The organism is Pannonibacter anstelovis (assembly GCF_036881715.1).
Lineage (GTDB): Bacteria > Pseudomonadota > Alphaproteobacteria > Rhizobiales > Stappiaceae > Pannonibacter > Pannonibacter anstelovis.
Genome location: NZ_JBAKBF010000007.1, coordinates 139,450 through 162,395 on the forward strand (window position 1 = coordinate 139,450; position 22,946 = coordinate 162,395).

General features: G+C 61.7%; 24 protein-coding genes and 1 tRNA gene. 17 read left to right on the forward strand and 8 right to left on the reverse strand.

Annotated elements, in window-relative coordinates; genetic code table 11:
* The first annotated feature begins 619 nt into the window (after positions 1 to 619).
* From V6L75_RS12615 to V6L75_RS12640, 6 genes are all read left to right on the forward strand, one after another.
* Positions 620 to 919 carry a BufA1 family periplasmic bufferin-type metallophore gene (locus tag V6L75_RS12615; protein WP_334251862.1) on the forward strand — a complete coding sequence of 100 codons (300 nt, stop codon included), beginning with the start codon at positions 620 to 622 and terminating at the stop codon, positions 917 to 919.
* A 79-nt stretch (positions 920 to 998) separates the two neighbouring features.
* Positions 999 to 1,898 carry an MNIO family bufferin maturase gene (gene bufB / locus V6L75_RS12620; RefSeq protein WP_334251863.1) on the forward strand — a complete coding sequence of 300 codons (900 nt, stop codon included), beginning with the start codon at positions 999 to 1,001 and terminating at the stop codon, positions 1,896 to 1,898.
* Positions 1,891 to 2,670, forward strand: coding sequence for an HvfC/BufC N-terminal domain-containing protein (locus tag V6L75_RS12625; RefSeq protein WP_334251864.1), 780 nt, complete (start codon positions 1,891 to 1,893; stop codon positions 2,668 to 2,670). Before bufB ends, V6L75_RS12625 begins: the two co-directional genes overlap by 8 nt.
* 118 nt (positions 2,671 to 2,788) lie before the next feature.
* Positions 2,789 to 3,364, forward strand: coding sequence for a hypothetical protein (locus tag V6L75_RS12630; protein ID WP_334251865.1), 576 nt, complete (start codon positions 2,789 to 2,791; stop codon positions 3,362 to 3,364).
* Positions 3,365 to 3,406: 42 nt separating this feature from the next.
* A complete protein-coding gene (locus V6L75_RS12635; RefSeq protein ID WP_334251866.1) occupies positions 3,407 to 4,462 on the forward strand; it encodes a threonine aldolase family protein in 1,056 nt (351 codons plus the stop codon).
* 187 nt (positions 4,463 to 4,649) lie between these two features.
* Complete coding sequence (locus tag V6L75_RS12640; protein WP_334251867.1) at positions 4,650 to 5,108, forward strand: GyrI-like domain-containing protein; 459 nt, start codon at positions 4,650 to 4,652, stop codon at positions 5,106 to 5,108.
* Between the two features lie 81 nt (positions 5,109 to 5,189).
* Here the strand turns inward: V6L75_RS12640 and V6L75_RS12645 are convergent, their stop codons facing one another.
* Entirely contained in the window at positions 5,190 to 5,639 is a 450-nt protein-coding gene (locus V6L75_RS12645; protein ID WP_334251868.1) for an Hsp20 family protein, read from the reverse strand.
* Positions 5,640 to 5,919: 280 nt separating this feature from the next.
* Here V6L75_RS12645 and V6L75_RS12650 point away from each other — a divergent pair, with 280 nt between their 5' ends.
* Together V6L75_RS12650 and V6L75_RS12655 are read left to right on the forward strand one after the other, a co-directional pair.
* On the forward strand, positions 5,920 to 6,324 hold the full coding sequence (locus V6L75_RS12650) for a hypothetical protein (protein ID WP_334251869.1): 405 nt from the start codon (positions 5,920 to 5,922) through the stop codon (positions 6,322 to 6,324).
* Positions 6,325 to 6,465: 141 nt separating this feature from the next.
* A complete protein-coding gene (locus V6L75_RS12655) occupies positions 6,466 to 7,404 on the forward strand; it encodes an alpha/beta hydrolase (RefSeq protein WP_334251870.1) in 939 nt (312 codons plus the stop codon).
* A gap of 18 nt (positions 7,405 to 7,422) precedes the next feature.
* Here the strand turns inward: V6L75_RS12655 and hisN are convergent, their stop codons facing one another.
* Together hisN and V6L75_RS12665 are read right to left on the reverse strand one after the other, a co-directional pair.
* Entirely contained in the window at positions 7,423 to 8,217 is a 795-nt protein-coding gene (gene hisN / locus V6L75_RS12660; protein WP_334251871.1) for a histidinol-phosphatase, read from the reverse strand.
* 340 nt (positions 8,218 to 8,557) lie between these two features.
* Positions 8,558 to 9,460 (reverse strand): N-formylglutamate amidohydrolase, encoded by a 903-nt coding sequence (locus V6L75_RS12665; RefSeq protein WP_334251872.1) that lies wholly within the window; start codon positions 9,458 to 9,460, stop codon positions 8,558 to 8,560.
* Between the two features lie 222 nt (positions 9,461 to 9,682).
* On the opposite strand from V6L75_RS12665, the gene cpdR reads away from it, so the two are divergent.
* The 5 genes from cpdR (at position 9,683) to V6L75_RS12690 (ending at position 12,283) form a co-directional block, all read left to right on the forward strand.
* Positions 9,683 to 10,042, forward strand: coding sequence for a cell cycle two-component system response regulator CpdR (gene cpdR, locus V6L75_RS12670; protein WP_019964837.1), 360 nt, complete (start codon positions 9,683 to 9,685; stop codon positions 10,040 to 10,042).
* A 157-nt stretch (positions 10,043 to 10,199) separates the two neighbouring features.
* A tRNA-Val gene (locus V6L75_RS12675) sits at positions 10,200 to 10,274 on the forward strand.
* Positions 10,275 to 10,438: 164 nt separating this feature from the next.
* Positions 10,439 to 10,564: a type B 50S ribosomal protein L36 gene (gene ykgO, locus V6L75_RS12680; protein WP_019964836.1), complete on the forward strand. Its 126-nt coding sequence runs from the start codon at positions 10,439 to 10,441 to the stop codon at positions 10,562 to 10,564.
* A 57-nt stretch (positions 10,565 to 10,621) separates the two neighbouring features.
* Positions 10,622 to 11,299 carry a tetratricopeptide repeat protein gene (locus tag V6L75_RS12685; protein ID WP_334251873.1) on the forward strand — a complete coding sequence of 226 codons (678 nt, stop codon included), beginning with the start codon at positions 10,622 to 10,624 and terminating at the stop codon, positions 11,297 to 11,299.
* A gap of 51 nt (positions 11,300 to 11,350) precedes the next feature.
* Complete coding sequence (locus tag V6L75_RS12690) at positions 11,351 to 12,283, forward strand: alpha/beta fold hydrolase (RefSeq protein ID WP_334251874.1); 933 nt, start codon at positions 11,351 to 11,353, stop codon at positions 12,281 to 12,283.
* 73 nt (positions 12,284 to 12,356) lie between these two features.
* Here the strand turns inward: V6L75_RS12690 and pyk are convergent, their stop codons facing one another.
* The 3 genes from pyk to V6L75_RS12705 all read right to left on the reverse strand — a co-directional run bounded on the left by pyk (position 12,357) and on the right by V6L75_RS12705 (position 15,625).
* Positions 12,357 to 13,793, reverse strand: coding sequence for a pyruvate kinase (gene pyk, locus V6L75_RS12695; RefSeq protein ID WP_334251875.1), 1,437 nt, complete (start codon positions 13,791 to 13,793; stop codon positions 12,357 to 12,359).
* Positions 13,790 to 14,251, reverse strand: coding sequence for a DUF1036 domain-containing protein (locus tag V6L75_RS12700; protein WP_050472437.1), 462 nt, complete (start codon positions 14,249 to 14,251; stop codon positions 13,790 to 13,792). The genes pyk and V6L75_RS12700 overlap by 4 nt, the downstream gene beginning before the upstream one ends.
* Before the next feature lie 72 nt (positions 14,252 to 14,323).
* Entirely contained in the window at positions 14,324 to 15,625 is a 1,302-nt protein-coding gene (locus V6L75_RS12705) for a glycerate kinase type-2 family protein (RefSeq protein WP_334251876.1), read from the reverse strand.
* A gap of 102 nt (positions 15,626 to 15,727) precedes the next feature.
* Between V6L75_RS12705 and V6L75_RS12710 the strand changes: the two genes are divergently transcribed.
* From V6L75_RS12710 to V6L75_RS12720, 3 genes are all read left to right on the forward strand, one after another.
* The gene (locus V6L75_RS12710) at positions 15,728 to 16,519 is read left to right on the forward strand and encodes an N-formylglutamate amidohydrolase (protein WP_334251877.1); all 792 of its coding nucleotides are present in this window, start codon (positions 15,728 to 15,730) and stop codon (positions 16,517 to 16,519) included.
* Positions 16,520 to 16,538: 19 nt separating this feature from the next.
* Positions 16,539 to 16,841 carry a DUF1244 domain-containing protein gene (locus V6L75_RS12715; RefSeq protein WP_334251878.1) on the forward strand — a complete coding sequence of 101 codons (303 nt, stop codon included), beginning with the start codon at positions 16,539 to 16,541 and terminating at the stop codon, positions 16,839 to 16,841.
* Between the two features lie 101 nt (positions 16,842 to 16,942).
* Positions 16,943 to 17,209 (forward strand): DUF2312 domain-containing protein, encoded by a 267-nt coding sequence (locus V6L75_RS12720; protein WP_334251879.1) that lies wholly within the window; start codon positions 16,943 to 16,945, stop codon positions 17,207 to 17,209.
* A gap of 123 nt (positions 17,210 to 17,332) precedes the next feature.
* Here V6L75_RS12720 and V6L75_RS12725 read toward each other — a convergent pair whose 3' ends face one another.
* Positions 17,333 to 18,979: a peptidoglycan L,D-endopeptidase MepK gene (locus V6L75_RS12725; RefSeq protein ID WP_425498734.1), complete on the reverse strand. Its 1,647-nt coding sequence runs from the start codon at positions 18,977 to 18,979 to the stop codon at positions 17,333 to 17,335.
* Between the two features lie 376 nt (positions 18,980 to 19,355).
* Positions 19,356 to 20,912, reverse strand: coding sequence for a sigma-54 dependent transcriptional regulator (locus tag V6L75_RS12730; RefSeq protein ID WP_334251881.1), 1,557 nt, complete (start codon positions 20,910 to 20,912; stop codon positions 19,356 to 19,358).
* A 189-nt stretch (positions 20,913 to 21,101) separates the two neighbouring features.
* Here V6L75_RS12730 and V6L75_RS12735 point away from each other — a divergent pair, with 189 nt between their 5' ends.
* Positions 21,102 to 22,919 (forward strand): M3 family oligoendopeptidase, encoded by a 1,818-nt coding sequence (locus tag V6L75_RS12735; protein WP_334251882.1) that lies wholly within the window; start codon positions 21,102 to 21,104, stop codon positions 22,917 to 22,919.
* The last annotated feature ends 27 nt before the right edge of the window (positions 22,920 to 22,946 follow it).

Here is a 22,946-nt window from a genome sequence, read left to right on the forward strand (position 1 = left end):
GCCGTCCTTGGGTCGCATGCGCACACCTTCCCCCTCTTGGGGGCAAGACACGCAGATCTCCCTCAGCCTGTGCCGCGGCTCTGTCGTAGTTTTAACGCTTCGCTTCCACAAAGCGAATCGTCTTGTGGCGAAAGCAAGCCTCCCGCTTCGCCGGTGATGCCCTGTTTCTGCCTGCCGCACGGGGCAGCAAGGCAGTCGTGAGCCTGTCCGCAGGCTCTCGCATGAGGTGCCGGTGTCTGTGGTGCCTCCCCCATATCCGGCGATTGCCGCGGATTGGCCACGGCCCAGCGAGTAACCTCGTGGCTCAAAAAAGGGACAGTATTCCTGCCCTATTCCGAGCTGGGGGAACATGCCAGATTTCCCCCGGGGGGGCAAGACCGTTTATAAGGATTAAAATTCATTTTGTTTCGCCATTTGCAGCGTCAGGTTCATTTTCGGAACGGGTGGCGGCGGAATGAGCAACAAAGTTTCATGATTGGAGTTCACACTCCCGGCATCAGCAGCCGGTTCCGCCGTCACGGGCCTTTGATTTCCCGGCGGCGGGGGAATGCAGCAGGATGCAGCCATCCGGGAAACGGCGCCATCGGGGGAGCCGGGACGGATCAAGTGAGGTAGGAAAATGAGCAAGACCCTTCTTTCTGCGGCAATGGTGGCAGGTGCCGTGGCGGCGGCAGTGGCAGGCGTGACCGCATCGACGGAAGCTGGCGCACAGGCAAAGGAAAAGTGCTACGGCGTGTCGCTCGCCGGCAAGAATGACTGCAAGGCTGGCCCGGGCACGACCTGCGCCGGTACGTCTACGGTCGACTACCAGGGCAATGCCTGGACGCTGGTGCCCGCCGGTACCTGCACAGAGATGAAGCTGCCTGACGGCCGCATGGGCTCGCTGACCGAGCTGCAGCGCGATCTGCCGAAGTCCTGAGGCGGCGGGACCGGAATGAAGGATCAAGGCTTCCGGCAGTCGCTGCCGGAAGCCGCATTGCGGGGGAGCGGTAGCCATCATGACCGGGCTGCAGGACAAGGCGGACCTCAGTTTCACCCTGCCGCAGCGCGGCGGTGCAGGGCTGAAGCCAGAGCACTACAGCGAAATTCTGGCGCAGAAGCCCGATATCGGCTTCTTCGAGATCCACGCCGAAAACTACATGGGCGCAGGCGGCGCGCCGCATCATTATCTGGAGCGGATCAGGGCGGACTATCCCCTCTCGCTGCATGGTGTGGGACTGTCGATTGGCGGCGATGGCCCGCTGGATGAAGCCCATCTTGCCCGGCTGAAGCATCTTTGCGCGCGCTATGAGCCGGCTGCTTTCTCCGAGCATCTGGCCTGGTCCAGCCATGACACCATTTTCCTGAACGATCTCTTGCCGCTGCCCTACACACAGGCGCGGCTGGATGTGGTCTGTGATCATATTGACCGGGTGCAGGAGGTGCTGGGGCGGCGCATGCTGCTGGAAAACCCGTCCACCTACGTGGCCTTTGCCTCCAGCGAGATGGACGAGCTGAGCTTTCTGGCCGGGATTGTCCGGCGCACCGGCTGCGGGCTGCTGCTCGACGTCAACAATGTCCATGTTTCCGCCGTTAATCACCGCCGCGATGCGCGGGACTATCTGGCGGCTTTTCCCATTGAACATGTGGGCGAGATTCATCTCGGCGGCCATGCGCCGGACACCGACGACGAGGGCGGGCCTCTGTTGATCGATGCCCATGACCGGGAGGTGGACGAAGCGGTCTGGAGCCTCTTCGCAGATCTCATGGCGCGAACCGGGCCGCTGCCAGTGCTGATCGAGTGGGACAACAACGTGCCATCCTGGCCGGTGCTGCTGGGGCAGGTGCAGGAGGCGGAGCAGATCATGGCCCAACTCCGGCATGAGGCCCGGCCGCACGGACTGTTGCGTCATGGCTGAGCAGGCCTCTGTCTCCGGTGCAGCCTTTGCCGCGGCGCTGATGCGGGCCGATCTGCCGGTGCCGCAGGATGTGACCGGCCCGGACGGCGCTCCCGCCCCCAAGCGTTTCGGCGTCTATCGCAACAATGTCATCGTCAGCCTGACCGAAGCGTTGATGGCGACCTATCCGGCGCTGGTGCGGCTGCTGGGAGAGGAGTATTTCCGGGCACTTGCGAGGCTTTATGTGAGCGCCGAACCGCCGTCCTCGCCCGTGCTTCTGACCTATGGCGGCAGCTTTTCCAGCTTCATTGCAGGGTTTCCGCCACTGGCAGGCTATCCTTATCTGCCGGATGTGGCCCGGCTGGAATGGGCCTGGCTCGAGGCCTATCACGCGGCAGACCGGACGTCGCTTGATCCGGGCCAGCTTGCAGCTGTGCCGCCGGAGCAGCTGGGCGCCCTGCGCTTCACGCTGCACCCGTCCTGCCATCTGGTTGTCTCGCCTTATCCAGTGCTGGATCTGGTCAGGGCCAACCGGTTCGAACTTGAAGGGGGCGTAGAGGTTGATCCGGGGCAGGGGCAGAGTGTACTTCTCACCCGGCCCCGTATTGATGTCATTCTTCACCCCTTGGAAGAGGGGGAGGCAGCTTTCATGACAGCGCTGACGGCTGGCGAGTATCTTGCGGAGGCGGCAGGCAGCGCGCTGGCTGTGGACCCGGCCTTTGATCTCGCTGCTGCCATCGGGTTGTTGCTGCGCAGCGGCGCAGCTTGTGAATGCCAAATTGACCTTGCGTAAATTTTATCCGGATGCACTCTAAGATCAGGCCTTGCCACGCTGACGCATCACGCCTCGAAAAATGCTCAGAAGATGCTCGGGCCTGATTTGATACCCGGAACTGTCCGGGAGGGACACAATGTTTGATTTCTTCATCCGTATGTACAATGGCTTTTTCGCCGGGCTGGAACGGGCCACCCACGGCTGGCTGATTGGCCTTGCCGGGCGCTTTGTCTTTGCCAGCGTGCTTCTGTTTTACTTCTGGAATTCCGCCCTTACCAAGATCGGGCCGGGCGTTCTGGGGTTCCTTCATCCGTCTGATGGCGCTTTTGCGCAGATCTTGCCATCCATGATGGAGGCGGTGAGCTATGACACCAGCAAACTCGCTTTCTTTCCCTATCATGTGATCGTGATTGCCGGGACATGGGCCGAGTTCATCCTGCCGGCGCTGATCACGATTGGTTTGTTCACCCGTGCAGCCAGCCTCGGCATGATCGGCTTCATTGCGGTCATGTCCTACGTGGATGTCTATCAGCTTGGGGCTGATGCAACGGCCATAGGCGCCATGTTTGATGGCAATCCTTCGTCGATGATTGCCGATCAGCGCCTGCTCTGGGGCTTCCTGCTTTTGGTGCTGACCATCTATGGGCCGGGACGTTTTTCCATCGACTGGGTCCTGCGCCGCGTCCTTGCCCGGCGGGCGCGATATTACTGAGAGCTGTTGCAAGGCAGCGGCTGCGGCGGATAGTGTGCCTGCATGATATTTGCCAGTGACAATTGGGCCGGTGCCAGCGCGCCGGTCGCCGCCGCCCTCTCCCGCCATTCCACCGGGCTCGTTCCGGCCTATGGAGGAGATCCGCTGACGCTTTCGGTCAAGGCCCGTTTCAGCGAGCTTTTCGAATGCAATGTCGAGGTCTTCTTTGTGCCAACCGGCACGGCTGCCAACGCGCTGGCGCTCTCGGCCTATGCGAAGCCCGGCGGCGTGGTCTTTGCCCATGCCACGGCGCATGTGGCCAATGACGAATGCAATGCGCCCGAGTTTCTGACCATGGGCCAGAAGATTCGCGGCCTTCCCGGCGCCAATGGCAAGCTGACACCGGCCGTTCTGGCAAGTGCCATGGCCGAGCATCCGGATGGGGATCTCAACAGCGGCCAGGTTGCGGGTCTCTCCCTGACCCAGGCAACCGAATGCGGCACCGTCTATACCGCCAAGGAAATCCGTGCTCTGGCCGATGTGGCCAAATCCCGTGACATCGTTGTGCACATGGACGGTGCCCGCTTTGCCAATGCGCTGATCTCCAGCGGCGGTTCGGCAGCGGATATCACCTGGCGCGCGGGCGTGGATGTTCTGTCCTTCGGCGGCACCAAGAATGGCTGCTGGTGCGCCGAAGCTGTGATCTTCTTCAATCCGGGCGAGGGCAGCCAGTTCCGCTATCTCAGCAAGCGGGCCGGGCACATTCTGTCGAAGAGCCGCTTCGTGGCGGCGCAGTTCGAGGGTTATCTGGAAGATGGACACTGGCTGGACAATGCCCGCCATGCCAATGCCATGGCCCGCCGTCTGGCCGATGGTCTTGTCCGCTCGGGCTTTGCCCGGCTCGCATGGCCGGTTGAGGCGAATGAAGTCTTCCCCGTGCTTCCAACCCATGTGATCAACCGGCTGAGGGCCGAAGGCGCCGTCATCCGCGAATGGCCGCCCGCCGGTCTTGAAGGGCACACCGCACCGGGCGCCGATGAAGCACTGCTGCGTCTTGTCTGCTCCTTCGCCACGACGGAAGAAGAAGTCGAGCGATTCCTGGCACTGGCTGCAGGCTGAGACGCCGGCAGAGCGTTTTGCTCCGTATCTGGAATGGTTTTTCCTTAAACTTGGGCTCTTGCCGAAAGTTTGGAATTGCATTCTGCGCTGCCGGTTTGCCTTTTCCAATCTTGTTCTAGCCTTGCAGGTCTTGAGTCGTTGCGGTGCGGATCCCCATGCGGTCCGCCCGGCCAGTAAGGATCGTGCCATGAAGATTCACCCAACCGAAGACATGCGTGTCTTGTCGATTGCCCGGCGGCTGCGGATTCCCGATGTGGGAGCCGCTGCTGCAGAGCTGGCGCCGTTGATTGAAACTGACTGCCGCCGGTATGGATTTTCTGCTGCCGGTCCCTGGGTCTTCATTGCACAGGGCCTGCCGCGCGATGGAAAGACGGAGTTTGACTGGCGTATCTGTCTGCCCGTCACCGGTGCTGAAACCTATGACGGGGAGCTGGATTTGCTGCATCTTGAGCCGGTCATGGTGGCTTCAGCAGTGCATATGGGGCCGTTGCGAAGCCTCTTTACCCAAGGGTACCGTCCGCTGCTGCAGGATATCGAGGCGTCCCGCTACGTTCTTTCAGGCCAGAGCCGGGAAATCTATCATGACTGGCGCGGTGCTGGTGCCAGCTTTGGCCGTATCGAGATCCAGTTTGAATTGGCACGCTGAACGGAAAAGCGCCCGGCGTGGCCGGGCGCTTCTGTCCTGTCTCTTGTCCCCGCGCATTGGGGAGCGTTTTGAACGATGGCCTCAGTGGGCCTTCGCCTCGATCTGCTTCGGCGTGCCGCCGGCGTTGATCTCGATCTTGCGCGGCTTCATGGCTTCGGGGATTTCGCGCAGAAGATCGATGTGCAGCAGGCCGTTCTCCAGATGGGCGCCTTCCACCTTCACATATTCGGCGAGCTGGAAGCGGCGCTCGAAAGCGCGCGAGGCGATGCCGCGGTAAAGCACTTCACCGGCGGTTTCCTCGGACTTCTTCTCGCCCTTCACGGTCAGCGCATGTTCCTTGGCTTCGATCGAGAGATCGTCATTGCTGAAACCTGCGACGGCCATGGTGATGCGGTAGGTGTTTTCGCCCGTCCGCTCGATGTTGTAGGGCGGATAGCTCGGGGTGTCGGAGGTGGCGCTGTCGAGCATCGAAAGCAGCCGGTCAAAGCCGACGGTGGAGCGGTAAAGCGGGCTGAGATCAAAATGACGCATGGTTCTGTCCTCTTCATGAGCAACTGAATGCATGTGCCGGTGCTCCCCCATTCTTGGCGGGAAACCGGCCGTTCTGCAGGCCCGTCTGGCGCCTGCAGCAATGAGGTGGGGAGGGGCTCTGGCGGTTTCAAGACCTGTCTTCCGCCCCTGCCGGTGCAGATGAACGGCGGATGAACAGCACCTTCCGTTTCGGTTCAAGCGCCAGGGCGCATCTTCCTCTCAACAGGCTGGCACTGAAGAGCAACGCCGCCGGCCCCAGACAGGAAGAAAGGAGCATACCATGCTGAAGACCCTCATCTCCGCCACCGTGATTGCCGCCACGGCCGCTCTCGCCACCGTTCCGGCACAGGCTGGCTCCGGCTTCTCCATCGAACTGCGTTCCGGCCAGGGCGCCCCAACCGTCCATATTGATGGCCGTGGCGGCGACTGGGGCTGGCACCGCGATCGTGGCCACCATGGCCGTCACTATGGACGCGATTGGGGCCGCCGGGATGCCCGTCTGTCTCCGCGTGACATCCACCGCAGCCTTCGCCACCGGGGCTTTGAGAACATCGACGTGCGCGGTGCACGCGGCCCGGTCTATGTCGTGTTTGCCACGGGCCGCCGCGGCATGCCGGTCAAACTGACAGTCAACGCTTATAACGGCAACATCATTGACCGCCAGCGTCTCGGCCGCCGCTGGTAACCGCTGCCGGTCAATCCTGGGGCCTGGAGGGTATCGCTCTCCGGGCCCTTGCTTATGCGGTTCCCTGTCCAAGACTGTTGAGCTGCGGCGCTGGTCAAGGTAACTCTGGCAGGCCTGCTTGTTGCGCCCGAGGCTTTCCAGATGACGCTGACCGAAATTCCTGGCAATCCGATCCCTGATGGGGCGGTGGCCGGTCTTATAGAAACGCCGGATCGCGTCAAACTGCGCTATGCCCGTTTTCCTGCGAGGCCGGGCAAGCTTAAAGGCACCGTCACCCTGTTGCAGGGGCGGGCGGAGTTCATCGAGAAATATTTCGAGGTCATCACGGAGCTGCAGGAGCGCGGCTTCCACGTGGTGACTTTCGACTGGCGCGGGCAGGGCGGTTCCGACAGCCACCCCGGCTCATTGAAGCGCGGCAATGTCAGCAGCTTTTCCCGCTACCGTACCGATCTCGAGACCGTGGTGAGCCGTATTTCGCTCGCCGACTGTCCTGGGCCGCATTATGTGCTGGCCCATTCCACGGGTGGTGCGGTTTTCCTCTCGGCAACAGAGCGCCTGCGCACGCAGATTTCCCGCGCCGTGCTTTCGGCGCCTTTCACCGGATTGAGCGATTTTGGCCGCAAGGAACGGATGATCTTCCGGCTGGCGCGGCTTCTGGCCATGCTGGGGCTTGCCCTTGCGCCTGTGCCGGGGCGTGGGAACGGCAAGGCCGAAACCTTCGAGACCAACCGTCAGACGAGTGACCGGCGGCGCTTTGAGCGCATGGTGGAGATCGGCAAGGCGAATCCCGCTCTCGAGATCGGGCCGCCCACCATTGGCTGGCTGGCGGCCGCAGTACGCTGCCTGATGTCGTTCCGCGAATTGCGGTTTGGCCCGTCCGTGGCCGTGCCGGTGCTGATGATCACCGCGGGACGGGACCGGATCGTCTCCAGCCGGGCAACGGAAGAGCTGTCCACCCGCATCCGCGCCGCGGGCTTCATCGAGATTCCGGGCGCAGAACACGAGCTGCTGATGGAACAGAACTTCTACCGTGAGCAGTTCTGGGCCGCCTTCGACGCCTTTATTCCTGGTGAGGAATAAAGGCGCGGGTAACAGGGATCAGTTCTGCGGCACATCTGCAAGCTGCTTCAATACGATTTCATGCAGGCGCGGATCGCCGCTGGCGACGATGCGCCCGCCGCTGGACGGTGATCCGCCGGTCCAGGTGGTGACAACGCCGCCTGCCCCTTCGATGATTGGGGCAAGGGCCACAATGTCATAGGCCTGCAGACCGGCCTCGATCACCACATCGGCCATCCCGGCCGCCACCATGCAATAGGCGTAGCAATCGGTGCCGTAACGGGCGAGGCGGACCTGTTTCTCGATGTGGTCATAGGCCTGCTTCTCCACCGGCTTGAAAATGCGCGGGCTGGTGGTGAAGAGAACCGCATCGGCAAGGCTGCCGCAGGCACGGGACTTCAGCTGCCGCGTGCCCAGCGGGCCACGGTACCATGCAGACTTGGTATCGCCGGCATAGATCTCGTTCACATAGGGCTGCACCATCATACCAAGGCTGGGCCTGCCGTGGGTCGTCAGGCCGATCAGCGTGCCCCAGGTGGGCAGGCCGGTAATGAAGGATCGGGTGCCATCGATCGGGTCCAGCACCCAGACATGCTCCGCATCCGTGCGTTCGCTGCCGAACTCCTCGCCCAGAATGCCGTGCTCCGGGTGCCGGGCGTTGATCAGGGCACGCATGGCCTCTTCGCCGCCCCGGTCGGCCACCGTCACAGGATCAAAACCGCCACTGAGTTTGTTTTCCACCCCGTGGCTGGTGCGGAAATGCGGGAGGATTGCGGCGCTGGAGGCTTTGGCCAACTCTTCGAGGAAGGGATAGAAGTCATGTGATATTTGCATGTCTGATATGCCTTCCTTGCATGTCTTGCTGTTTGAGGCCCATTCTGCCGCGCAACATACGGGTTTTCGCGGAGACTTCCATTTATTTCAGCGACTTAATAAATGCTGCAGTGCCCGCGTCCTTAGCCTCTGCCACCCCATGCCGTCAAAGGGAACCGCTTGGAAAGGTGCGGGACCTCTTGACGTTTGTGCGCTGCAATGCGACCTTATTGCAGCGCGATACGACGCGTTGCGTTGTAGCGCCGCCCTCCTTGGGCGTTTCCTCCCTAGACTCGGGCCGCCTCTTTTGAGTGCGGCCCTTTTTTCTGGGCAGCTTCAGTCCGGGTTGTCTTGAGGTGCGTTACTCGGCGGCAATGGACCACGCCGAGAAGGCGCTGTCGGGCATGGCGGTCAATTCCCGGACAAAGTCCATGAGATCGGCTGCGACGCGGACGAAATCCGCCCCCCGCTCATGGGTTTCCTCATCCATATAGAGGCCGCGGTTGATTTCCACCTGCAGGGCATGCAGCCCCTTGGCCGGGCGGCCGTAATGTTCGGTGATGAAGCCGCCTGCGTAGGGCTTGTTGCGGCTGACGGTATAGCCCTTGGAGCGGAGCAGATCCGCCGCCATATCCGTCAGCTCGATGGGGCAGGAGGTGCCATAACGGTCGCCCAGGATGAAATCCGGCCGGATGCCGGAGGTCTGGCAGCGCACGGAGGAGGGCATCGAGTGGCAGTCGATCAGCACCGCGTAGCCGAAAGCCACGTGGGTCTGGGCCAGAAGGCGGCGCAAAGTGGAATGATAGGGTTTGTAGATGGCCTCGATCCGCGCCATGCCTTCTTCCACGGTCAGGCGGCGGGCGTAGATTTCCTGGGTTTCGCTGACGACACGGGCAATGGTGCCAAGGCCTCCGGCCACCCGCAAGGAGCGCACATTGGCATAGGCGGGCAGGCGCCCCTCGAACATCTTCGGATCGAGTTCATAGGGCTCCCGGTTCACATCCAGATAGGCGCGGGGAAAATGGGCGCGCAGCAACGGTGCCCCAATGGGCACCACGCCTGCGAAGAGCTCATCCACAAAGGCATCTTCCGACTTGCGGATCGTCAGCCGGTCCAGGCGGGAGGCATCGAGAAAACTCTGCGGGTAACATACGCCGGAATGGGGCGAATTGAACACGAACGGCAGGCGCTGGTCGGCAGGCGCGAGGATCTCGAAGGCTGGTTCAAATACGGGCTCCGCTCCGAAGCCGGTTATGATGCGCATGGGCTGACCGCTTTCCGCTTGACCGGCAGCGCTCGCCTGAGCGCAGGGTTGCCGTTTCCTTATCTTGCCAAGGAATCAACAGTCCTGTCCACAAATGAGCGAAAGCGCGGTGTTCAAGCTGGCTTCACTCTATCTTTACGGCGGATTGGAATTATAACTGGCATCGAGCACCCACCCCCGGCGGTGGTTTCCCTGAGTTTCGGAGTTTGACGGTTGTCCACCATGTCGCGAATCCTTCTGGCGGAAGACGACAATGATATGCGGCGCTTTCTGGCCAAGGCGCTTGAAAACGCCGGCCATGATGTCGTGTCCTTTGATAATGGCAAGAGTGCCTATGAACGCCTGCGGGAAGAGCCTTTCGCCCTGCTGCTGACGGATATCGTCATGCCGGAGATGGACGGCATCGAGCTGGCCCGCCGTGCCACGCAGCTGGACCCGGACCTCAAAGTCATGTTCATCACCGGCTTTGCCGCCGTGGCGTTGAACCCGGATTCCAATGCGCCGAAAGATGCCAAGGTTCTGTCCAAGCCCTTCCACCTGAAGGACCTTGTGCAGGAAGTCGAACGCATGCTGGCAGCCTGAGGGCTGCCGGCCGGCGATTTGGAAAGGCGTCTTTCCACAGGTCAGTGCCGTCTGAAAAATTGTTTGACGGTTCTGAGATTGGGGTCTTGCACAGTCCGGCGATCCCCGTTATATCGCTGACCACCGCAGCGCTCCGGCGCTTGGTTCCGAAGATTTCGGGCGTGTAGCTCAGCGGGAGAGCACTACGTTGACATCGTAGGGGTCACAGGTTCAATCCCTGTCACGCCCACCATTATTGCAGCAGGCAAGGCGAGGGGCCGGTCTGTTGCAGGTGAGGAAAGAGGCCTCAGGCGCGATACACGCGCCGGGGCTTTTGGCCAGAAACCAAGTCCATGCGGGCGCCCAGGCGCCCGTTTCTTTTGAGTAGAACAGCAGGGCCCTTCCGGGGACAGAACGATGAAGATCAAGAACTCTCTCAAGGCGCTGATGGCCCGTCACCGGGAAAACCGCATGGTTCGCCGTAAGGGCCGCGTCTACATCATCAACAAGAAGAACCCGCGCTTCAAGGCCCGTCAGGGCTGAGTTGCTGGCGCTCGCGGGAACGTGAGCCCCTTCTTGACTTGCAGGATTGACGGCCGCGTGCAGCAAGGTATCCTTGTCAGCATGCGGCTTTTCCTGTTTGTAGCTTCCCTTCTTGCCCTTCCGCTCCAGCCCTCGCTGGCGCAGGAAGTGACGCCCGGCACGCCACCGCCTTCTGCAGAGGATCTCAACACTCTGCCGCCGGAAGGCGATGAGGGCGGGTCTGATGCTGCGAGGGCGCCTGAAAGCCAGGCTGACGAGAAGCCACTGGACAGTCTTTACCGTGACCTTGCTGCTGCAAAGTCGGACAGCGATGCTGCTCCTATCGCGCGCAAGATCCAGAGGGCTCATCTTGAGTCCGGTAGCGACACGGTCAACCTCCTGATGCAGCGTGCGGCCGTTGCTCTCAGGGCCGAAGACTACGGTCTGGCCCTCGATCTCATGGATGTTGTGCTGCGCCTTAAGCCGGACTTTGCCGAGGGGTGGAACCGCAGGGCGACCATCTACTACGTCAAACGCGACTACGGCCGCTCACTCGCCGACATCGAGCATGTCCTGGCGCTTGAACCCCGCCATTGGGGTGCTCTGTCCGGTCTGGCGATCATCCAGCGCCAGCTGGATCAGAAGGAAAAGGCCCTCTCCACGTTCCGCCGCGTAGCGGAGATTCATCCAGGGCTCGACAGCGCACGTAAAGCTATCGAAGAGCTTGAGAAGGAGCTGGCGGGCGAGCCCATCTGAGGCCCGGCGCCATTCCCTTGCCGCTGCACTCAGGCTCAACCGGCTGCCGGAGTGTTGTTGTTGCTGATTGTCCTCGCCGTTTTTCTTCTCCTCGCCCTTTATACCGAACTGCGCCGCAGGCGCATCAATGCCCGTTACCAACCGGCTGGAACACTTGGTTTTGTTGACTGTGCACATGTGCACTATGTCCATTCACGGCCATCTGCAGCGTCTGAGGATGCACCCCGCCTGCTTTTCATCCATGGAGCGAGTGGAAATCTCCTCGATCTGCGCCTCGCCTTCGCCTCTCATTTTGCGGACACGCATGAGATGCTGTTCGTGGACCGGCCGGGCCTTGGCTTCTCCGAACGGAATCTTCCGCCGGATGCCTCGCCGCGGGACCAGGCCCGGCGCATAGCCGCGTTGCTGGAGCGGCTGGACTTCGGGCCGGCCGTTGTCATCGGCCATTCTTTTGGTGCCTCGGTTGCGGCAGCACTGGCTCTGGAAGCACCTGACAGGGTGAAGGGCCTCGTCTTTCTTGCGCCCGCTACGCATCCCTGGAATGGTGGTGTCGCCTGGTATTACCGGCTTGCGGCACTGCCGGTGGTCGGGGAGCTGTTCTGCCGCACGCTGGCCTTGCCGGCTGCAGAGCGCCTGGCTCCTGCTTCCATGCGTCATGTCTTTGCTCCTGCTGCGGTGCCGGAGGGCTATGACGCTGCCATCGGTGTGGATCTATTGTTCCGGCCGGGCAGCTTCCGGTCCAACGCCATGGACCTTGCCGCTTTCAACCGTCACCTCGCGGAGCAGTCCCGTTACTATGGCAATATCACCCAGCCCGCGCTTGCCATCACCGGTGATCAGGATACGGTCGTCTGGCCCAGTATTCACTCGAAGGGGCTGGAGCGGGACCTTCCCAACTGCCGGCTCATCGAACTGCCCGGCGCCGGTCACATGCCCCAGCATACGCACACAGAAGAGATCGCAGCCCTGATCCGGCATCTCTGAAGTGGAAGCGAGCCTTGCAAAACAAAATGGCCCGCCAGAGGCGGGCCATATGTTGTCTGGTATGTGACTGGCCTTAGAGGCCGGTCTTGCCGTCGCTGCCGACGAAGGCGATCCGCAGCATGTTGGTGGAGCCGGGGGTGCCGAAGGGCACGCCAGCCGTCACTATTACGCGCTGGCCGGGCTTTGCGAAGCCTTCCTGGCTGGCGATCTTGCAGGCGCGGTTCACCATGTCGTTCTCGTCGTTGGCATCCTCGCTGACAACGCAGTGCAAGCCCCAGGCAAGGGCAAGACGGCGGGCCGTGGAGGCAACCGGCGACAGCGCTATGACCGGTGTCGCGCAGCGCTCACGCGCTGCGCGCAGGCCGGTTGCGCCCGACGAGGTGTAGCAGACGACAGCCGCGAGGTTGAGCGTTTCGGCGATCTGCCGCGCTGCTGCCGAGATGGCATCGGCGCCGGTGGCTTCCGGCTCGGTCCGCTGTGCGTGAATGATGGTGCGGAAGTTCTGGTCCGTTTCCACCTGCTGGGCGATCCGGTCCATGGTGCTCACCGCTTCCACCGGGAACTGGCCGGCAGCAGACTCGGCCGACAGCATGATGGCATCGGCGCCTTCGAACACGGCAGTCGCCACGTCAGACACTTCGGCGCGGGTCGGCACCGGAGCGGTGATCATGGATTCCAGCATCTGGGTCGCGACAACGACCGGTTTGCCTGCACGGCGGGCAGCACGGGTGATGCGCTTCTGGAGGCCGGGGACCTGTTCCAGCGGCATCTCCACGCCAAGATCGCCACGGGCCACCATCAGTGCGTCGGACAGCTCGATGATCTCCGCCAGACGGTCGATTGCCTGCGGCTTTTCGATCTTGGCAAGGATACCGGCGCGGCCGCGCACGATCTTGCGCACTTCGGCAATGTCATCGGGACGCTGGATGAAGGAGAGGGCGATCCAGTCCACGCTGGTTTCCAGCACGGCGGTCAGGTCGGTGCGGTCCTTGTCGGTGAGGGCGCTCATGCCGATTTCCGAATCCGGAACGCTGACGCCCTTCTTGTCTGACAGCTTGCCGCCGACTTCCACGCGGGTCATGGCGCGCGAGGCAGTGCATTCGGTGACAACAAGGCGGATCTTGCCGTCGTCAAGCAGAAGGCGGTGGCCCGGCTGAAGTGCCTTGAGGATTTCAGGATGGGGCAGATAGACGCGGGAAACGTTGCCCGGGGCCGGATCGGAGTCCAGGACGAAGTCCGCGCCGTCTTCCAGCATCACCGGACCTTCGGCGAACTTGCCGACGCGCAGCTTCGGGCCCTGGAGATCGGCGAGAATACCGATCGGCCGGCCGACCTTCTCCTCGACCGCACGGATGCGGCGCACCAGTTCGCGCATCAGATCGTGGTCAGCATGGCTCATGTTGATGCGGAACACGTCCGCGCCAGCCATATACAGCTTCTCGATCATTTCCTGGGTGGAAGAGGCCGGTCCCAGAGTTGCAAGAATTTTAACGCGCCGATTTCGCCTCATTGTGCACCCGTTCCCTGTTGTACCGGCTCAGTCAGCTGAACCGTCCAGTTGCTTTGCTCGCCTGTGTCGATTTCGAAAAATCCGGTGCGCTCATAGCCGCGCGCCACACAGTCTTCAATTCCGCGAATCGTGAACTCTTTTTCGCGCGTACACATGTACGCCCGGCCGCCCCATTCGCCAAACTGATCGTAATCGACGGCATAAATGTAATAGTAGCGTGACACAAGAGCCCCAGGCACAAGCGTTTCACAGCTGTTGGCTGCCAGGTTCCACCAGCCTTCGGTCACCCAGTCAGTCTTGTCCTTGTATCCAATTGCAACGCCGACGTTGCTTTCGGTCTTATTACACAGACGTAAGTCAGCTTTTGCCGTATCGCTGAGGAGGGCAACAGCAACAAAAGCTGCAAATGCAAGAGCTGCACGCGCAAAGCCTGTGCCGGTCCATGCCGGATCTCTCATGCCCTGCGTTCCTTGTCCGTGATCATTAAACCGATTTAATCCGATAATTTGTGAGGACTTTTGCGGTCCGGGTCATGTTCTGTCAATGACAACGGCACGGAAGTCGTTGACATTGGTGAAAGTTGGCCCGGGGGTTAGCAGATCCCCAAGCTTCTCGAAGAAGCCGGTGCTGTCGTTTCTCGCCAGAAATGCGGCAGTATCAAGACCCGCAGCCGATGCACGGGCGAGGGTGGACGAATCGAGCATGGCGCCTGCTGCGTCGTCTGCGAGCCCGCGTCCGCCATCCGTGCCGTCCGTATCCCCTGCAACAGCCGAAATGCCCTCTGCCCCGCCAAGAGCGAGTGCCAGCGCCAGTGTATATTCCTGGTTCGGCCCGCCGCGCCCATCGCCCCGGATAGTCACGGTCAGCTCACCGCCAGATAAAAGCACGCACTTGCGGCCGCTCTGTTTCAGGTCCATGGCAAGCGCGGCATGCGAAGCTGCAACATCGCGCGCTTCGCCTTCTAGGCTGTCGCCTAGGATAATGGTCTCGTAACCTGCAGCCTCGGCCACGCGCCTTGCGGCCTCGATGGACTGCATTGGCGTTGCCACCAGCCTGTAGCTGCGCCCCTCGAAAGCGGCATCGCCCGGTTTGACGCTTTCGTTGGCCGGGTCGTTCAGTGCGGCCTGAATGGATGGCGGGAGGCTGATACCACGTGCAAGGCACAGGCCGCGCGCATGCTGCAGCGTGGTCGGATCCGGCACTGTCGGGCCGGAGGCAATCACGGCCGGGTCGTCACGGGGCACATCCGAGACGGCCAGCGTCGTCAGCTGCACATCCGGACGTATCGCCTGTGCAAGCCGTCCGCCCTTGATGCGGGAAAGGTGTTTGCGGATTGTGTTGATCTCGTCGATCGTCGCGCCGGAGCGCAGAAGTGCCTTGGTCAGTGCCTGCTTGTCGGCAAGCGTGATGCCCCCGGCCGGAGCAATCCAGTTGGCCGATCCTCCGCCGGACAGCAGCACCACCACATGGTCGCCGGGTTTTGCACTGCGAGCTAGATCCAGGCAGCGGAAAGTGGCAGCAACGCCGGCTTCATCCGGTACGGGGTGGCCCGCCTCGATCAGTTCAATGGTGCCGGTGGGGCGGGCGTAGCCATGGCGGGTGACGCCAAGGCCCAGAAGCCGGTCCGGCCCAAGGCCGCGGTCTTTCCGGTAATGGCGCTCGGCCGTTTCCAGCATGGAGCCCGCCGCCTTGCCTGCCGCCAGCAGAATGATCCGCCCGCTTTCCACAGGTTCTGGCAAATGTGGAGGAAGGCACTGTCCCGGCAGCGCGGCATCAACGGCCGCCTGAAACAAGGTTTCGAGAAAGGAAGCGGTGTGTGCTGGGACGGGCATCGAAAACCTGTTGGTAGAGGCGCCTCTATGTTCTATTTCTTACGCAAGCAAAATGCTTGCGTCATCCGAATTGCGCATCCTCTCAACCGTCATCCCCGAGCAATGCACTTGAACCCTTCCGCATTTGAGCCTGTCGAAGCCATTGACGGGAACCTTGCCTGTGGCCTGCTGCTGCTGTGTGACCATGCCCGCAACAGCCTGCCGCCCGAATATGGTGATCTGGGCCTGCCTCCTGCGCAGTTCGAACGCCATATCGCATATGACATCGGCGTGCGTCCGCTGACGCTGGAGCTGGCGCGGCGCCTGTCGGCCCCGGCGCTGATGACCACCTTTTCGCGCCTGTTGATCGATCCGAACCGTGGGGAGGACGATCCGACGCTGGTGATGCGGCTGTCGGATGGTGCCGTTGTTCCGGGAAATTCCAGCCATGATGCGGCCGAGCGGGAACGCCGCATTGCGCTCTATCACCGCCCTTATCATGATCGCATCACTGCAACGCTGGACGCCATGCTGGAACAGGCCGCACCTCCTGTCGTCGTGTCGATCCACAGTTATACGCCGGTCTGGCGCGGCACACCCCGGCCCTGGCATGCAGGCCTCCTGTGGGACAAGGATCCACGGGCCGTGAAGCCCGTCATCGAAGCCCTGTCTGCGGATGGAACGCTGGTGGTAGGCGACAACGAGCCTTACGATGGAGCCCTGAAAAACGACACAATGTACCGCCACTGCACCCGGCGCGGGCTTGCCCATGTGCTGATTGAAGTCCGGCAGGATCTGATCGGCGATGAAGCGGGCGTGCTGGAATGGGCTGACCGGCTGGAACCCATTCTGCGCGGTATGACAGCGATGGCGGACTTGCGCCAGATCCGGCACTACGGGTCGCGGGCGGATTGAAACAAGCGGAGAGACAGAGATGGATCTTGATGCAGCAACGCAGGAAAAGCTGGAAGCTGCAGCGTTCCGGCGGCTGGTGGAGCACCTGCGCAAGCGCACGGACGTGCAAAACATCGACTTGATGAATCTCGCAGGCTTCTGCCGCAACTGCCTGTCCAACTGGATGGCGGAAGAGGCAGGCAAGGCCGGTGCCACCCTCAGTAAGGATGAGGCAAGGGAACTTGTTTATGGCATGCCTTATGAAGACTGGAAGCGGCTTCATCAGCGCGAAGCAACAGCCGGGCAGAAGGCAGCCTTCGAGGCCAGCCGTCCGGAGCACTGATCCGGCTTCAAACTTTGGGGCTTCCCCTCAAGCCGCCGCTTGACCCGGACTTCAGGCCGTGGCAGGGCAGGCGCAATTGAAAAAAACGAAGGAGTGCTAGCATGTCAGATCCGGGTGGCGTTGCCGCAGACCAGCTCAGGGCGTTCATCGAGCGTATCGAACGCCTTGAGGAAGAGAAGAAGGTGATCTCCGATGACATCAAGGATGTCTATGCGGAGGCCAAGGGCAACGGCTTTGACGTCAAGATCCTGCGCAAGGTGATCTCCCTGCGCAAGAAGCAGCCGCATGAGCGTGAGGAAGAGGAAGCAATCCTCGACCTGTACCTCCAGGCTCTTGGCATGTCGGCCTACTCTGGCGGCAACGGCTGAGCGCATATCACCAGCGTGCAGACGGGCGGCAGTGCCGCCCGTTTCTTTTTCCGGTAACCGGATATGAAAAGAGCGGCCCATCAAGGCCGCTCTTCGTGTTTAGAAATTGTGCGTCCGCCCGGCTCAGCGGGTGTAGATCACCGGAAGGACCGCCACGGCTGTTCCGGAGAACGTGTCGGAACGAATGTCCTGCGGAGCGGTCATGGAGAAGCTGTTCTTCAGGAAACGGTTGCCGGGTTCCAGCAGCTCGGTGAGCTTGCGCTGGTTTGGATGGCTCATCTTCGCGAAGGAACCGGTGCGGAGCGTCGATTCAGACGAGATAAAGTCCGTCGAGTTCTTGTCCGGTGCGCGGGCAAAACCAGCCAGCGGGTCCTTGATCTGCGAGGGCACCAGGCCGGCAAGGGTCGGAGCAGGCGCGGCCGGCTTCTTCTTGTCGCGGGCCATCCTGGCGGCGGCCTCTGCTGCCTTGGCGCGCAGTAGGTCCTGTGTGGTCGGCTGCGGCTGGGTGGCTGCCTGCGAGGCATAGGCCATGGCTGCTGCCGCCATTTGCGGTTTCGGGGCCGGCTGAGTGCCTGTGGCTGCAAGGATTGCGGAGACCGGGTCGGTGGCCTGAGCCACAGCCCTTGCGGCAGCTGACTGCGGCTTGGCATGCGGCACGGCCACAAGCGCGGCCTGCTGCACGGCAGCCTGAGTCACGGCAACCGGCTGCCGCAGCGCTTCATCTGCATTCACCCCGCCAGCATCGGCTTCTGCGACCTGGAACGGAATATTGGAAGGCTCGCGCAGTTCCTCAGGCTTGCCCTTGGGCGTGACCGCGGCGGTGATGACAGGTGCCTCGGCTGCAGGGGCCGGAGCGCGCTCAGGAGCCGGGGCAGGCGTTGCCACCGGTGTCGCTGCCGGAGTGCCACGGGCTGCCACTGCGCCAGGACGGACCTGTGCAGGTTCACGCTCGGGCTGCGCTGCAGCTTCCTCGACATCATCATCCTCGCCGGAGAAAAGCGCAGCCAGGAAGTTGCGGCCGCCAGTCGAAGCCGGACGGACAATCCGGCCGTCGTCGCCTGAGGTCAGCGTCTGCCCGCGTGTATTCATGCGGCTGCTGCCGCCTTCGTCGTCATCAGAGTTGCTGGCCACGACGATCGGCGCGGAACGCTTGCCAGACTTCAGCTCAGCGAGCGCCTGCTGGTAACCGGGCATGGGCTTGCCGTCGGACGGGATGTGGATAGTCTTGCCATCGGGGAACACCCGGGCCAGCTGCTGACGGTTCATCTTCGGCCAGTGGCGGACGCTACCGGTGTCCATGTGAACGAAGGGCGAGCCGGACGTCGGATAGAAGCCGACACCGCCAACCTGCTTGCGCAGGCCTGTGGCGCGCAGCTTGGCGAGGTCAACGCCGGGGATGAAGAAGTCCATTGCCTTGCCGAGCATGTGCTGGCTTTTCTGTGCAACACCGCGGGAGCGGGAGCGCAGCATGTTGTTCGTGGCCGGCGACCGGTAGCTTGACACGACATGGATGTAGTCGCGGCCACCGACCTGCTGATAGACTTCCCACACCAGATCCAGAAGCTTCGGATCTATGTTGGTGATCTCGTTGCGCCGCCAGTCCCGCAGGAACCGGTTGGCGTCTCGAAGTCCGCCCGGAATGTACCGGCCGTCCTTTTTGAACGTGAGCTGAACCCTTTCCTTGGTGTGCACGTTATAGAGCTTGAGGGTGCGGGTTTCAGCATGTGCGGATGACAGGCCGGGTGCAACCAGGGCAGGCGCAAGGAGCATGGCGCCAAAAACACAGACGAGCGCCACAAGGCGCTTCAGTCGTATCAGGGCGTTGTCTCGGGCAAACCGTGTACGCAAATCACTTCTCGCATTCTGTCGGCCTGGCGGCCGGAACTTCCCCCCGATGATGAAGGAGACGTTACCGGCCCGAGGTTAAGAAGTTTTTACCGTGATTTCATTTCACGGACCATAGTGGCGAATTTGCAACGAGGAATCCAGCCCCTGATTCTGCGTATACCGGGTTTGGTAACTGGCTGATTCCCATTGCCTTGTCCTTTTGAGGCGGAGTTACCCGCCAGCTGATTCCGCTGCGGCACCCAGGGCACGGCCTGAACAAACTTGTATTGACAGATGCCATTATGCCGCGGTCACGCCGTCACATGTCTCCGCTCTGGTCTGCACCATCTTCCAGACCATAGTCCTTAAGCTTTCTGTACAGGGTTGAGCGGCCAATTCCTAGCCGCTTCGCCACCTCCGTCATCCGGCCGCCGTAATGGTTGATCGCGGTGCGGATCATTTCTTCCTCGACAGCTGTCAGGCTCCGTAAATGGCCTTCATCGTCGAGGCTCCGGAGGAAGCCGTACGGAGCGCTTGTGGCAGATTGATGATGCGGCGGGGCAGATTGCGCCGTCTGTGGGGAACCTGTGGAAAACGTGGCGACGGCTCCGGCTGCGGGCGTTGTGCTGGCAGCCGCATTGACTGGAGGCCCCTTCAGCTCCGGCACAGGCAGCGGATGATCGAGGGCGGCTGCCACCTGCGGGAAATCCTCAGGCACCAGCTGGTCGCCATCGCATAGCACGACGGCGCGGAAGATGGTGTTTTCCAGCTGGCGGATGTTGCCGGGCCAGTTGTAGGCCTGAAGCAAAGCCAGCGCTTCGGGCGAGATGCCCCGGACCTGCGGTTTGCCCTCCTCGGCGGCAAAGCGCGCGAGGAAATGGCGGGCGAGCGCCGGAATATCCTCGATCCGGTCGCGCAGCGGCGGAATCCAGATCGGGAAGACGTTGAGCCGGTAGTAGAGATCCTCGCGGAAGCCGCCCTCCTTTACCAGATCCAGCAGGCGCCGGTTGGTTGCGGAGATGAGGCGGAAGTCCACCTTCACCGGACGCCGTGCACCGATGGGGTCGATCTCCCCTTCCTGCAGGGCTCGCAGAAGCTTGACCTGGACTTCCATGGGCAGCTCGCCAACTTCATCAAGGAACAGCGTGCCGCCATGGGCTTCCTGGAACTTGCCGACATGCTTGTCGACAGCGCCGGTGAAGGCGCCTTTCTCGTGGCCGAAAAGAATCGATTCCACCAGATTGTCAGGAATGGCACCGCAGTTGACCGTGATGAAGGGCCGCGACTTGCGGTCGCTGGTGCCCTGGATGGCGCGGGCGATCAATTCCTTGCCGACGCCGCTTTCTCCTTCGATCAGGATCGGGATGTTGGACGAGGCGGCCCGCTGGCCAAGGCGCAGCACGCGTTCCATGGCGGCCGAGCGGGTGATGATCTCGTTGAAGGTCAGCGTGCCGGACGCACGCTTGTGGAGGCGGGTGATTTCGCTCTCAAGCGCTGAGACCTTCATCAGATTGCGGATGGAAACCTCCAGCCGCTCCGCCGAGACAGGTTTGACGACGAAATCCTGTGCGCCGGCATTCATGGCATTGACGACCGTGTCGATGCCGCCGTGCGCAGTCTGCATGATCACTGGCACCGCAATCTTCTGGGTGCGCATCTGGCGCAGGGCGCCAAGGCCATCCAGCTCCGGCATCACCATGTCCATCACGACAAGGTCGATGTCTGCGCCTTCCGCACCTGTCATGATCTTCAGCGCTTCGGCGCCGTTCTCGGCCAGCTTCACCCTGTAACCAAAACGGGTGATGGCCTCCTGCAACAGGCGGCGCTGGATCGGGTCGTCATCAACAACAAGGATGCGTCCGCTGGCTGCTACCATTTTACGTTCTGGCCTTACCTGTCTCAATTCGGGTCATCATTCGCAGCCGCAAGTAAACAAATCGTCCATAATCATGGCGTCATTCGATAGAATGATGATTGCTTGTAACGGGGTTTGCGCCCTAATTTCAGCAAGCATAGTCTTGCAGACATGTCTTTGACGCATCGCACGGATGCAACCGGAGGATTTATGAAGGGTATTGAAGCCGCCAGCTCCCGCGCAACCGCAACAGGGCTGGGCGACTTGCCGGAATGGGATCTCACAGACCTCTATCCGGCACCGGACGCGCCGCAGGTTCAGGCCGATCTGGCTGCGTCTCTCGAGCGCTCCCGTCAGTTTGAAGGCGCGTACAAGGGGCATCTCGCCCGGCTTGCCGCAGAAGACAGAGAGGGCCTTCTTGCTGCGATCCAGTCTTTTGAGGATCTGGAAGACCTGCTCGGCAAGCTGATTTCCTTCGCGGGCCTCGTTTATGCCGGCAACACCACCGATCCGGTCCGCCAGAAATTCTATGGCGACGTGCAGGAAAAGATCACGTCTGCCAGTTCGCACCTTCTGTTCTTCACACTGGAGATCAACTCCATTGATGATGCGGTAATCGAGGCCGCGCTGGAAGATCCGGGCCTGAAGCATTACCGCCCCTGGTTCGAGGATCTGCGCAAGGAAAAGCCGTTCCAGCTGGAAGACCGGGTGGAGCAGCTGTTCCACGAGAAGTCCGTCACCGGACGCGGCGCGTGGAACCGGCTGTTTGACGAGACGATCGCCTCCCTGCGTTTCACCGTTGGCGGGGAAAGCCTTGCCATGGAGCAGGTGCTGAACCTGTTGCAGGATGCCGATCCGGCAAAGCGCAAGGCAGCCTCCGATGCGCTGGCCGAAACCTTCAAGGCGAACCTGCGCGTCTTCACGCTGATCACCAACACGCTGGCCAAGGACAAGGAAATCTCCGACCGCTGGCGCAAGTTCGAGGACATTGCCGACAGCCGGCACTTGGCCAACCGGGTGGAGCGCGAGGTGGTGGATGCCATGGTGGCCGCCGTGCGCGATGCCTATCCGCGCCTGTCACACCGCTATTATGCGCTCAAGGCCCGCTGGCTCGGCATGGACAAGCTGAACCACTGGGACCGCAACGCACCCCTGCCGAAGGCGGACAACCGGGTTATCCCCTGGAGCGAGGCACGCGATACGGTGCTTGCAGCCTACGCTGGTTTTTCGCCCGAGATGGCAGAGATCGCGCAGCGCTTCTTCGACAAGGGCTGGATTGATGCCCCTGCGCGCGACGGCAAGGCACCGGGTGCCTTTGCCCATCCCACCGTGCCGAGCGCACATCCCTATGTGCTGGTCAACTATCTTGGCAAGACGCGGGACGTGATGACGCTGGCCCATGAGCTGGGCCACGGCGTGCATCAGGTACTGGCTGCTCCCAACGGTCCGCTGATGGCTCCGACGCCTCTGACGCTGGCCGAGACGGCGAGTGTTTTCGGCGAGATGCTGACTTTCCGCTCGCTGCTGGACAAGGCCGAAGACAAGCGCACCCGCAAGATCATGCTCGCCTCCAAAGCCGAGGATATGATCAACACGGTGGTGCGGCAAATTGCCTTCTACAGCTTCGAGCGCCGCATCCATTCCGAGCGGCGGAACGGGGAGCTGACGGCGGAGCGTATCGGTGAGATCTGGATGGATGTTCAGCGCGAAAGCCTTGGGCCCGCCATTCATCTGGGCGAGGGCTACGAGACCTTCTGGACCTATATCCCGCACTTCATCCATTCGCCCTTCTATGTCTACGCCTATGCCTTCGGCGACTGCCTCGTGAATTCGCTCTACGCGGTCTATGAGGAAGCCGAGGCCGGGTTCCAGCAAAAGTATTTCGATCTGCTGAAAGCCGGCGGCACCAAGCATCACTCGGAGCTTCTGGCGCCCTTTGGCCTTGATGCCAGCGATCCGGGGTTCTGGAAGAAGGGTCTGTCGGTGATCGAACGCATCATCGACGAGCTGGAGGCAATGGAAGACTGAGGTTCGGTTTTCCATTGATAAAATGAG